This is a genomic window from Pseudomonas sp. L13 (assembly GCF_009935965.1).
In the GTDB taxonomy this organism is placed as follows: Bacteria; Pseudomonadota; Gammaproteobacteria; order Pseudomonadales; family Pseudomonadaceae; genus Aquipseudomonas; species Aquipseudomonas lactis.
Map to the genome: position 1 here is coordinate 106,452 of NZ_QODJ01000010.1, position 11,818 is coordinate 118,269.

The following is an 11,818-nucleotide window of genomic DNA, read 5'->3' on the forward strand; positions in this document are numbered from 1 at the left end:
CCTTGTATTGAGGGCTCAGGGGTAGACGATTTCGAGCGTGCCGGAACCGTTGATACGCACCACGTCTCGCAGGTCCAGGGTTTGCATCGGCGCCAGGTAAGTCTTGATGCGCAGGGTGCCGGTCAGGGTCTGCAGAGCGACCGGCCCGGTGGTGACGCCGGTTTTGTCGGTAAAGCCCATGATGCTGTTGGCGGCCATGGGGACTTGCCGGGCGGTGGAACTGCTCCACGCCACGCCATTGCTGGTGGAGTCGGTGCGGTACAAGCTGGGGAAGGCATCGGCGCTGAATTCAGCCGGGTCGATGGTCAGGTAAAAGCGCCCGATCTTGTTGCGGCTGGCATCCAGGTCCAGGCCATAGGCGGTTTCATCGGTGCCGCCGGTGGCCGAGCCGTCGCGGTTGTCCTTCATGCGCAGGGCGAAGCGGATGGGCGCGTCGCAGGTCACGCTCAGGTGCAGTGTGCGGGTGGGCAGCGGTGTTTCAGTGCTGGCGTTGAGGTCTTTGGCGTACAGGGTGCCGTAGTCCACCACGCCTTGGTCGGACAAGCTCGGCAGGCAGGCGATGGGCGCGAAGTGCGCGCGCAGTGTCAGTTCCCGGTAGCGCCCATGGTGGGCGCCGTACAGCATGCCGGAGACTTCCCAGGTGGTGGCATCGCGCACTTGGGTGGCGGCAGGGTCGGCCCAGGCACGCAGGGTCATTTGCAGTGCCAGGGTTTTACCGCTGAGCACCGTGCCCTGCTCGACCGGTGCGATGCCGTGGTCGGGTCGCCATTGCAGGACGCTGCCAGTGGCGACGGGCGCCTGCCCCACGGCGGGCAGCGAACCCAACTCGACCGCGCGGCCGTCGAGCAGGGCATTACTGACGTCAATGGCATAGCTGCCGTGCTCGGTAAACTGCCAGCGCTGCGGGCTGGCGGCTTGCGCACGGTAGAACAGGCTGAGGTCTTCGGCCTGGGGGCAACTGACGGTCACACTCAGTCGACGCTCGCCGAGCAGGTGTTGCGGTGCGCTGTCGTTCTGGGCCAGGCGGCTCATCAGGCCCAAATCCAGCAAGGGTTCACTGACGTTCAGTTGGCATTCTTCAAAAGCCTGGGCTGTGCCGGCGGCGCCGATCAACAGCCCCAGGCACAGTTGACGCAAACAGCTTGCAAGGGGCATGGCGGGAATCCTCAAGGTGCGTGACAGCGTGCGGGGGCGGTTTCGAAGTACACCGAGTGGTCGGCTTTTTCCGGCAGCGAATAACGCAATTGGCAACGACTGCCCTGGGGCGTAGTTATCCACAGCGTCGATTGGCCCAGCACATTGGGTAGAAACACCTGGCTGCCTTCCTGCACCAGGGTGATGAACTCGCCCTCGTCACTGCTGACCGAGGCGCCCGCCGGCAGCGGCGCGCCCTGGTCGGTGCTGACGGTGAGCAGCAGGCGACGGGTCAGGCCGACACCAAACTCGACGCGGTCCACGGCGCCACGGCCGGCCGTAATCATGGCCAGGCCGTTGTTGATATCGGCGTTGCGCGGCAATGAGCGCGTTTGCACTTCCACCGGGCTGCGCCCGTAGGCGGCGACTTGCGGTACCACGGCCTGGCCTTGCCAGTCGGTCCACACCGGGCCGCTGGGAGTGCTGAGCTTGATGCCGCTCATGTCGCCCACCGACACCAGCGCGAAGGTGTCGCGCACCGGATAGGGGGAAAAGGTCACGCCGTCGCCATGCAGCACCACACCGCCGCGCGCACCGCCTTGATAGCTGGAACGCTCCGCGTCGGAGCGGCTGTAACTGACATCCAGCTGGCTGTAGCGTGGCAGCGCGGAGATGCCCAGGGTGGTTTCCACTTGATGGTCGCTGCTGTCGTGCTCGGCGCTGACGCGGTAGCTGAGTTGGTCGTCGATTTGTTCCGTGATGCCCAGGCCGGTGCGGTTCTCGCCACCGGAGTTGCGCACCCAGCTGCGCAGCCGGCGACTCTCGCCCAGCGGTACGCTGATATTCAGGTACACCGCGTTGTCCTGCTGCTGGCGGCCGCCCATTTGCCACTCGGCACTGGCCGACAACGACACTGCCCCGATGCTCGTGCCCCACGAGGCCAGCGCACGGCTGCTGCTGTCGCCGGCAAAATTGGCCGAGCGCGAAACCCCGGCGCTGAACGCACCCAGGCGTGGATGGGACCAGCCCAAGTTGAGGCTTTGCTGGTCGCGGTAGCGCGAATCCCGGTTGTTGTCGTCGCGCGCGTAAGTGCTTTCTTCGAGTTCGCGATAGCCGATGCTGCGCCAGGAATTGGCGGCGCTGATCGACCACTGCTCACCCAGGCGCTGGGACCAGGACAGATCGGTCTGCACGCCGGAGACCTTTTCCCGCGCCTGGCTGTTGGACACTTGCGTGGACAGTTGGATCTGGCTGTCCAGCCACGGCAACCAGCCCAGGCTGGCGCCCACCGAACGGTATTGACTGGCCGCCAGCACGCCCGTGCCGAGGGTCAATTGCGGGTGCAGGGCACCGGTCCAGCCGCCACTGACTACCCACGGATCCTCGCCTTTGGCATCGCCCACATTACGCACTCGGCCCGCTGCCACGGAGTAACCCGGGGCTGGCAACCCGAGCCCGAGCATGGCCGCAGGCACGGTAAAACGTCGCTCACCGCCGACGCTCTCCTTGACCGTGACTTCAACGTCCGAGCGCGTGTTCAAGCGCCGCACATCGGTGAGGGTAAAGGGCCCGGCAGGCACCACGGTGGAATGAATCAACGCGCCGTTCTGGCGTACCTCCACCTGGGCCGGGCTGTTGGCGATACCCTGGATCAGCGCGCCCTGGCCCTGTTCTTGTAGGGCGTGCTCGGTGAGCACCTGCACGCCGGTGATCTGCGCGCCGGACAGCACCGGGTTGTACAGGTTGATTTGCCCGGCCTGCAGCACCGCTTGCTGACTGGCGAAGGTGCGTTGGGCATAGGCTTCCAGATGGGTGCTGCGTGACAGGCCATCCTGCCAGGTCTGCACCTGGCGGCTGCGCACGATCCAGTCGCCGGCATTGAACCCCACCTCGGTATTGGCCGAACCAAAGCGGCTGGCGTCATCGCCGAAGCGGTTGTAAAAGCCGCTGAGGTCGTAGTTAAGCAGGCCGGCAAACCCGCCGGTTTCGTAGCCGGAGATATCCTGCTGCACGGGGCGCAGGGCGTCGGTGGGCACCACCAGCGACACCGTCAGTGTCGCCGGGTCTGGCTCCACCAGGGTTTGCGGGTAGCGCGCAAGAAAATCATCGCAGCCCTGGACTTCAGCGGGCGGCATCAGATTGGCGGCGTCCAGCAAGGCGCGGTCAAAGCACAGATTGCCTTGCTGATCGAAGTTCACCGCCAGCCGGCCACGGCGCTGGCCGTTGACGCGCAGGTTGACGGTCTGCTGCCCGGCCGCGTAACGCGGTGCGGCCAGCAACAGGCTGGCCAGCTGTGGGTCAATGCCGCGTTGTTGCAAGGTCTGTGCATCGAAGCCGGACGGGCTGGAATCTTCGGCGCACACCTTGGCCGGTATGAGCGCGCACAGCAGCAACACCAGCGCCAGGGCAGGGCTGGCAAGGGGATCGGGCACGGCTTCGCCGTCACGGTAACTCAATACTGTTTTCACGCAAGGTACTCGAGTAGTGAACGCACAGGCCTTGTGGGCCGGGCGTTCTGGTGACGATCAATAAGCCGTCACTTCATTACTCAGGCGGCGCAGGGTGGTACGCCGCCTGGGGTGTTCCGTCAGAAGCTGATCGGTGCGTCGTAAGCCTTGACCGCAAACCCGTACACCGTGGCCGGCTGCAGCCTGACCGTCTTGGCCTGGCTGCTGCTGGCCGGCACGCTCAAGGCTTCGCCGGGCAGCACATACGTACGCGGCAGCAGGGCCTTGCCGTCGCCTGGCAGCAGTAACAGCTCCTGCGCCAGACGCACCACATACGGCGTGTCGTTGCGCACTTGCAACTGGCCGTCGCGCAGTGTCCAGGTCAGGTCGGTCCAGGGCGTGCGGTTGGGTGCCAGGCCCTTGGGGTGCACGATCACCGGCAGGTTCTGGCGCACGGTCACGCCCACGCGGGCATGCCCGGCGGCCGTGGCGGCGCGGCCCTGGGGCATGCCTTCGAACACTGCGCGTTTAAGCCGTTGGGTGAGTAACGGCTTCTGGTTTTGCAGGATGAAACGCACCAGTTGGGATTTGGACGTTTCGACCCGCGACAGTGGCGGGGTCACTACCAACAGCGGCTCGGTGTCTTCCGGAATATCCTGCAGGGTGACATGCAGCAGGGCGAGCTGGCTGTCGGTGTTGGTCACCGACACGGACGCTTCGCCTTCGGCTTCATGCACGATCACCACGGAGGTGTCCGGGACCATGCCATCGGCTTTTACGCGCTCGCCGAGTACCAAGAGCAAGGCAATGAGGCCGACAGCGGTGTTTGAGAATATCGTCGTCATGACGGGTTTCCATTAGCCAAAAAAGGGATCGGTCAGAGGTAGCGCAGGTCCAGGACGATGGCGCCGTCGAGTGGGACTTCCTGGTCCAGGGTCAGGTACTGGGAAAAGTTGATGGCGGTGCTCACCTGAACCTGGACGGTCAACTGGCCGATGAAGTCCGGTTGGCGGTCCCCGACTGGCGCAAAGGCCATGTAGGCCCGTGGGTAGGCATTGGGCTCCTGTGACCAGGTTTCACCGTTGTCGCTGGAAGCCATGACCTGCATGGCCTGCGCATCGCCTACCGCGTTGCGATAGGCCAACGCCACAGAACCCAGGCGCTCTTCGGGGACGTGGATGTTCCTGCCCAAGCCGTAGAAATAATCGGGTGCCGACGAGGAGTCGGCGCGGTTATCGATACCGACCAGCGCAAACAGCATGGGCCTGGCGCATTGCACACGCAGATCGAGCACCTTGACAGGCAGCACGGTGAACTCGTCGGCGTTGAGGCTGTGGGCAGGAATCTTGCCGTGATCGACGTTGCCTTCATGGCCCAGCTCGATATGGCAGGCGTCCGGGGTAATTCGGCCGGTGACCCTGAGGTCGACGGCCGACGCCCCGTGGGCACTGGCCATCGCGGCCAGGCAAAGCACGGGCCACGCCAGGCGCAGCCCATGCCTGCCGGCGTTCAAGGGATGGGCTGCCATGGGTTACAGGTACTTCACTTCAAGGGTGGCGGAGCCGTCGATGGTTACCTCATTGCTGAGGTCCAGGCCCGCAGTGCCCATGATGAAGGTATTCACCTGCAGATCTACCCGCAGGTCTTTGACCGCCAGTGGCTGGCTGTCGTCATCCATTGCGGCAACCGCCATGTACAGGTTCGGATCCCAGGAATTCTCTTTGTACCAAGTATTCCCTTGGTCAAGCGAAGCAATGGGTTGCACCACTACGCCATCCTCGGCAAGTGGATTAGCAAACCCGATCTGGTATCCACCGAGTTTCTGGGTGTCGTTGATAAAGCCCAGGCCGTAACTCGAAGAGGTAGAGACACTTGAGGATGCACGGTTATCGATCGAGTGCAGGGCAAACTGGATCGGCGCGTCACAATTGACGTCCAGGACCAGGGTATGGTTGCCGATGCTTGTCGGGTTGTCCGGTTTCAGATCTTTGGCGGAAATCTTGCCGTGGTCGATCACGCCCCCGGCGGACAGGCTCGGCGTACAGGCACTGGGCACGATCAGGCCCTTGACGGCCAGGTCTACGCTGGACGCGGCGAAGGTGGTGGCCGAGTTGAGCAGCAGTACGCTGGCGGCCAGGGTGGTCAATCGGGTTTTCATCGGGAGGCTCCTTAGAGGTAATTGACTTGCACGGTGGCGTGGCCGTCGATGGGCACTTCGTCGGTCAGGGTGAGGTTGCTGGCGGGGGCGATGTGGGTGATCAGGCGTATTTCGGCGTCCAGCTCCTGCACCGCAATCGGCGCCAGGCCGTCGTTGTCGGCGACCGCCGTCAGCAAGGTGTGGCTGAGCATGACCGAAGGCATCCAGGTCACGCCGCCATCCCGGGAGGTGATGGTGCGTACCGCGGTACCATCAGCCACTGGCATGTACAGGCCAAGCCCGGCATCGCCGACTTTTTCATCGTTGGGTGTCATGCCCAGGCCATGCCAGCTGAAATGGCTGGCGGTGGTGCCGGCACGGTTGTCGATGGTGTTCAGGGTAAAAAACGTCGGGCCTTCGCAACGCACGCTCAGCAGCAGGGTTTCCCGGGGCAGGTCGGTGTAGGTATCGGTATTGAGGTCTTTGACCGAGACCTTGCCGAAGTCAACCGTGCCGCCACTGGAGACTGTGGGTGCGCAAGCGCTGGGCGTGATGATGCCCTTGACCGTGAGGTCCTGGCTGCTGGCGGCCAGGGTGAAAGATGAGGTGCCCAACAAGAAGGCGGCCAAGGGAACAGCGCGCAGGTAAGTCATCGTTTGAACCGTCCTTAGTGCGAAGATGAAGGGTTAGAGGTACACCACTTCCAGGGTGGCAGAGCCATCGATGGGCTGTTCCTGGGTAAGAGTCAGCCCACTGGACGCGGCGATAAAGGGGTGTACCACCAGGTTGCTGTTCAGTGTCTTGATCGCGATGGGCGCCCAGTTTCCGTTGGCGTTGTTACCGAAGGCAGTGAGTCGGCCGCGCATCCAGATGGCATCCTCACTGTTCTCGTTCCAGGTGGCGCCGTTGTCTCTTGAGACCAACTTGCTCACTGGCAGGCTGTCTGCGAGGTAATCCCTGAGAATGATGACAAAGTTGCCGACCCGCTCTGTGTCGTTGATGACCCCCAGGCCATAGGAGTAATCGTCGGGACTGTCTGAGGAACCGGCGCGGTTATCCACACCGTTGAGTGCAAACAGCGTCGCGGCCTCGCAGCTCACATTGAGTTGCAGGGTGGTAGCCGGCAGGGGCGTGGATTGGTATTCACGCAGATCCTTGGCGGCGATCTTTCCGTAGTCGGCGACGCCGCCCTGGGCCAGCGTGGGGGTGCAGGCACTGGGTGTGATCAGGCCCTTGACGCTCAGGTCGACGCTACTGGCGGCAAACACCGAGGGCACCATTGTAAGCAACAGGGCACCGCTCAACAGGGACAGGGAGGTTTTCATGATGCAAGCGTCCATTACAGGTACTTGACTTCAAAGGTCGCGGATCCGTCGATCGCTACGTCGTCGGTCAATGTCAGGTCTTTTGCCGGTGCAATCACTGTGTAGAGCGTCACATCCATGAGCGCATCCTTGATCGGGTGCGGCGCCCAACCGCTTTCAGCGCGACTGCCCAGGGCCACCAGGTCGTTGGGCGCGATGCCGTCGTCCGGGTAAAGCGTTTGCCACAGACCGTCGGCGTCGTACATGGCCAGCAGAGTGGACGGGGTTTCGGCGACAGGGTTGCCAAAGCCCAACTGATACATGCCCAGCTTCTGGTTTTCGTTGATCATGCCCAGGCCAAAGGTTTTGCCGTAAATGGCTGAGCCGGCTCGATTGTCGATGGGCTGGATGGCGAACAGGGTTGCTGCCTCGCAGTTGACGCTCAGTGGCAGGGTCTTGCGCTCAAGCGAGGTGGTTTTGTCGAGATTCAGGTCTTTTGCTGCGATTTTTCCGAAGTCGACATCGCCTGGCAGGCTGGGTGTACAAGCGCTGGGCGTGATCAACCCTTTGACGCTCAGATCGACGCTGCTGGCGGCGAACACCGAAGATGTCATGGCGAGCAGCAGGGCACTGCTCAACAGGGATACAGGGGTCTTCATTTCCAATTGTTCCATTGCAGTCTGGCAGATAGAAACGCGTACAGGTCAGCGCTCGGCCCTGTGTGGGCGAGTGGTTGGCGTGGCGGCGGTCTCAGTGTTTTTTGCGGTGCCGGGGAGTGGCAATCCGTCCCTCTTTTGGGGTGGGCACAATTTAGCGAGGGGGCTGCGAGGGGGAAATACAACTAATACGACATTGGCGGGTTGCGGTGTAAGCGCAGAGCGGGACGGTAGATTTTCGCGGCATTTTTCGTAGTTGTTGTATCGGCGTAAAGCCATTCAAAAGGTTATAGGTTTAAAGCCGATAACAATCAAAAGGGTGCGCCTGGCATTGCTGTATCAGTGCCCCGGATGGCTGCCGAACTAATAACCACAAAGAGGTACTGATGGGTTCGCCAGGAGGTTCAACCGCAGGAGCGAGCCGGACAGTCAAACCGCCTTTTTCTCCCCCGCCTCATTGGCAGTACTTGAATGTTCTGGTCGTGGAGGATCATTCAGCCTATCGCCTGTTGCTGGGTTGGCTGCTGCAAAAACTGGGGCTCGGACACGCGTTGGTCACCGATGGCTTCATGGGGTTGGACGCTTTTACCAGTAGGCCCTTCGACCTGGTGATCAGTGATTGCCGGATGCCCTTCATGGACGGTTACAGCATGACTCGTGCGATTCGCCAGCATGAGCGCGAGCAGGGGTTGAAGCGGGTGCCCATCATTGCCTTGACCGCCAACCTGCAAAACGACAGCCCCCAACGTTGCCGCCGGGCCGGCATGGATGCCTGGCTGCTCAAACCCCTGACCCTTGAACAACTGCACGCCGTGCTGGTGCGCTGGTTGCCGGGCGGCGAGGGCTGTTATGTCGAGCCATACGCTGCTGCTGCGGTGACGAACTGGCCCACCCGTGCCACGCTTGTGAGCACGTTTGGCAGCGACCGGGTCGTCGACCAAATGCTGGAAACCCTGTTGATGGAGGCCTGGGAAGACCAGCGGGTGTTGCGTCATGCCCGTGTGACGTTGAATGCGCCATTGACTGCCGAGCGTCTGCATCGGCTGGTGGGCAGCCTGGTATTTCTGGGCGGCACGGGGTTGGAATCCAGTGCCGTGAGCTTGATCGAGCAGGTCCAGGCCGAGGGTGTCGCTAGGCACAAGGTGCAACTGGAAGTCTTTGAAGCACGGCTGTGCGCTTATCTGGAGTATCTGTCGGAGTTGTGAAGAATGCTGTTGCAGAGCGTTTTACCTGGTCGTAAGTCTAAGTTTGGCTGTAGGTATTTTCCTATTGTGTTGTAGTCCAAAAAACAGCCACTACTGAACATTGGGTTCGGCCGCAAGCGCCTCTTTGTTAGCAGTTGTTGATGATCGCAGGCAGAGGTATTTTGCGCGGATTCAAGTTGCCATCATTCGTGGGTGCCTATGCTTCGAGTAATTATTGCTGACGATCACCCTATTGTCCGGGTCGGGCAAAAAGTCGTGATCGAGGCGAATGGCAAGTGCAAAGTGGTCGGTGAAGCCGATGGTCCTGATCAGTTACTCGGCGTGCTTAGTCGCACGCCGTGCGACGTACTGGTCACAGACTTCGCCATGCCAGGCGGCCAGCAGGCCGATGGCTACTGCTTGTTGGGCCTGTTGCAGCGCCAGTATCCGCAGTTGCCGGTGATACTGGTCACCATGTTCGCCAGCGTCGCCACGTTACGCGCAGCCTTTGCCCACGGCGCCAGGGCAGTGGTCGCCAAAAGTGCTTCGGCCAAGGAGTTGCCCTTGGCGATCAAGGCGGTGTGTGCTGGCCAGACCTTCGCCAGTGAATGCCTGCGGGTACAACTTGTGGAAGCCGGAACTGGCGATCAATCCCAGGAGCCGCAGTTGTCCGGCAAGGAACGCGAAGTGGTGCGCATGCTGGCCAGCGGCATGACCGTCAGCCAGATTGCCGCCCAGGTCAACCGCAGCATCTCCACCATCAGCAAGCAGAAAAGCACGGCGATGCAGCGCCTGAGTATTTCCACCGACGTTGACTTGTTCGCCTATGCCCGCAGTACCGGGATAGCGCCGTAGCGCGCTTATTTGCGTGGCGAATGACAGTAGCCATGACGGCCTGGGCGGCTTATCGTGCGCCTACTCTTTTGACGCCCGCGGAGCCTGCCCATGAGTGATGCCCATAACGCCCTGATCAACCAGTTCTATAGCGCCTTCCAGCGCCTGGATGCCGAGGCCATGGTCGCCTGCTACAGCGATGACGTGGTGTTCAGCGACCCGGCCTTCGGCGAACTGCGAGGCCGTGACGCAGGGGACATGTGGCGCATGCTCACCACCCGTGCCAAGGACTTTTCCTTGACCTTCGACCAGGTGCGCAGCGACGAGCGCACCGGCAGTGCGCATTGGGTGGCCACCTACCTGTTCAGTGCAACCGGCAATACGGTGGTCAACGATATCCAGGCGCGTTTTGTGTTGCGCGACGGCAAGATCTGCGAGCACCACGACCACTTCGACCTGTGGCGCTGGTCGCGCCAGGCGTTGGGCACCAAGGGCCTGCTGTTGGGCTGGACGCCGCTGGTACGCAACGCCGTGCGTGCCCAGGCGAACAAAGGCCTGAAGGCATTCCAGGCCAGTCGTTGATAAACTGCGCGCCCCTTTGCCTTGCCGAACCTGTCCGTGAGTACGCCTGAACCCAAGCCTTGGTACGTCTACCTGGTGCGCGCCGCCAATGGCGCGCTGTATTGCGGCATCAGCAACGACCCAGTACGCCGGTTCGCTTCGCACCAAAGCGGCAAGGGCGCGCGATTTTTTCTGTCCAGCCCGGCAGTGGCGCTGGTGTACACCGAGCAATGCGCGAGCAAGGGTGAGGCGCTGCGTCAGGAGCGCCTGATCAAAAAGTTGAAGAAGAGCGCCAAGGAATGCCTGGCCGCAAATGGCTCATCACTCTGACTGATAGGTTCCCATCACGCAGCCAGGACCGTTTGCACGGTAATCTGCTCGCTCACTCGCCAAGCGGAAACCCGTATGTCTGAGCTCATCCTGCACCATTACCCGACCTCACCCTTTGCGGAAAAAGCGCGACTGTTGCTGGGCTTTAAAGGCCTGTCCTGGCATTCCGTACACATCTCGCCAGTGATGCCCAAGCCCGACCTGACGGCCTTGACCGGCGGCTACCGCAAAACTCCGGTGCTGCAGGTGGGGGCGGATATCTATTGCGACACCGCCCTGATCGCTCGCCGCCTGGAGCAGGAAAAGTCCTCGCCGGCCCTGTTTCCGCTGGGCCAGGAAATGATCACCCAGACCTTCGCCACCTGGGCCGACAGCGTGGTGTTCGCCCATGCCGTCAGCCTGGTGTTCCAGCCCGAATCGGTGGCGGTGCGCTTTGGCAAGTTACCGCCCGAGGCCATCAAGGCCTTTATCGCTGACCGCGCCGCGCTGTTCAGTGGCGGCACGGCAAGCAAGCTCCCGGCTGAACTGGCCAAGCATCAGTGGCCGGCGATCATGGCGCGGTTGGAGCAACAGTTGCAGCGGGAGTCCGGTGACTTCCTATTCGGCGCTCCGTCGATTGCCGACTTTGCCCTGGCCCACTCGCTGTGGTTCCTCAAGGCTACGCCAGTCACCGCACCGTTGGTGGATGCTTACCCGGCCGTGCTGGCCTGGCTGGGGCGTGTGCTGGGCTTTGGTCACGGCACTGCCAGCCAGATGACCGCAGAGCAGGCCTTGGACATCGCCCGCAACGCTACGCCGGCACCCTTGCCGGATGAGGTGTTCGAGGATTTGAACGGCTTTAAGGCGGGTCAGGAGGTGACCATTGCGGCTATCGACTATGGCGTTGATCCGGTGGTCGGGGAGTTGCTGTTCGTCGGGCGTGAAGAGCTGATCCTGCGTCGCACGGATGAGCGCGGTGGTACCGTGCATGTGCATTTCCCGCGCTGGGGGTTTCGTATCCAGGGCATCGCTGCCTGAAGGACGAACGACTCACCCCTGGGGGCACTATATGGCCAGTGTGGGAGCTGGCTTGCCTGCGATGGCGGCTTGACAGTCGACGCTGATCTACCTGACACACCACCATCCAAATGTGGGAGCTGGCTTGCCTGCGATGGCGGCCTGACAGTCGACGCAGTTATACCGAGTACATATCCATTCCTGCGGTAACGGCCACTTAGGGTTCCGCTTTTAC

13 protein-coding genes are annotated in these 11,818 nt (G+C 62.0%); 5 read left to right on the top strand and 8 right to left on the bottom strand.

The window, feature by feature from the left end; genetic code table 11:
- Positions 1–15 precede the first annotated feature (15 nt).
- The 8 genes from DK871_RS08580 to DK871_RS08615 all read right to left on the bottom strand — a co-directional run bounded on the left by DK871_RS08580 (position 16) and on the right by DK871_RS08615 (position 7,681).
- On the bottom strand, positions 16–1,155 hold the full coding sequence (locus DK871_RS08580) for a DUF1120 domain-containing protein (protein ID WP_178116032.1): 1,140 nt from the start codon (positions 1,153–1,155) through the stop codon (positions 16–18).
- An 11-nt stretch (positions 1,156–1,166) separates the two neighbouring features.
- A complete protein-coding gene (locus tag DK871_RS08585) occupies positions 1,167–3,602 on the bottom strand; it encodes a fimbria/pilus outer membrane usher protein (RefSeq protein ID WP_178116033.1) in 2,436 nt (811 codons plus the stop codon).
- A 119-nt stretch (positions 3,603–3,721) separates the two neighbouring features.
- Positions 3,722–4,426 (bottom strand): fimbria/pilus chaperone family protein, encoded by a 705-nt coding sequence (locus DK871_RS08590; protein ID WP_161904684.1) that lies wholly within the window; start codon positions 4,424–4,426, stop codon positions 3,722–3,724.
- A gap of 32 nt (positions 4,427–4,458) precedes the next feature.
- Positions 4,459–5,109 (bottom strand): DUF1120 domain-containing protein, encoded by a 651-nt coding sequence (locus tag DK871_RS08595; RefSeq protein ID WP_161904685.1) that lies wholly within the window; start codon positions 5,107–5,109, stop codon positions 4,459–4,461.
- Positions 5,110–5,112: 3 nt separating this feature from the next.
- Positions 5,113–5,739 (bottom strand): DUF1120 domain-containing protein, encoded by a 627-nt coding sequence (locus DK871_RS08600; protein WP_161904686.1) that lies wholly within the window; start codon positions 5,737–5,739, stop codon positions 5,113–5,115.
- An 11-nt stretch (positions 5,740–5,750) separates the two neighbouring features.
- A complete protein-coding gene (locus DK871_RS08605) occupies positions 5,751–6,371 on the bottom strand; it encodes a DUF1120 domain-containing protein (RefSeq protein WP_161904687.1) in 621 nt (206 codons plus the stop codon).
- 33 nt (positions 6,372–6,404) lie between these two features.
- Positions 6,405–7,043 (bottom strand): DUF1120 domain-containing protein, encoded by a 639-nt coding sequence (locus tag DK871_RS08610; RefSeq protein ID WP_161904688.1) that lies wholly within the window; start codon positions 7,041–7,043, stop codon positions 6,405–6,407.
- A gap of 14 nt (positions 7,044–7,057) precedes the next feature.
- Positions 7,058–7,681, bottom strand: coding sequence for a DUF1120 domain-containing protein (locus DK871_RS08615; protein WP_161904689.1), 624 nt, complete (start codon positions 7,679–7,681; stop codon positions 7,058–7,060).
- 383 nt (positions 7,682–8,064) lie between these two features.
- Between DK871_RS08615 and DK871_RS08620 the strand changes: the two genes are divergently transcribed.
- The 5 genes from DK871_RS08620 (at position 8,065) to DK871_RS08640 (ending at position 11,604) form a co-directional block, all read left to right on the top strand.
- Positions 8,065–8,883 (top strand): response regulator, encoded by an 819-nt coding sequence (locus DK871_RS08620; RefSeq protein ID WP_161904690.1) that lies wholly within the window; start codon positions 8,065–8,067, stop codon positions 8,881–8,883.
- A gap of 198 nt (positions 8,884–9,081) precedes the next feature.
- Positions 9,082–9,717 carry a response regulator transcription factor gene (locus DK871_RS08625; protein WP_161904691.1) on the top strand — a complete coding sequence of 212 codons (636 nt, stop codon included), beginning with the start codon at positions 9,082–9,084 and terminating at the stop codon, positions 9,715–9,717.
- A gap of 90 nt (positions 9,718–9,807) precedes the next feature.
- Complete coding sequence (locus tag DK871_RS08630; RefSeq protein WP_161904692.1) at positions 9,808–10,278, top strand: nuclear transport factor 2 family protein; 471 nt, start codon at positions 9,808–9,810, stop codon at positions 10,276–10,278.
- Positions 10,279–10,314: 36 nt separating this feature from the next.
- Positions 10,315–10,587 (top strand): GIY-YIG nuclease family protein, encoded by a 273-nt coding sequence (locus tag DK871_RS08635; protein WP_032897605.1) that lies wholly within the window; start codon positions 10,315–10,317, stop codon positions 10,585–10,587.
- A gap of 75 nt (positions 10,588–10,662) precedes the next feature.
- The gene (locus tag DK871_RS08640) at positions 10,663–11,604 is read left to right on the top strand and encodes a glutathione S-transferase family protein (RefSeq protein ID WP_161904693.1); all 942 of its coding nucleotides are present in this window, start codon (positions 10,663–10,665) and stop codon (positions 11,602–11,604) included.
- The last annotated feature ends 214 nt before the right edge of the window (positions 11,605–11,818 follow it).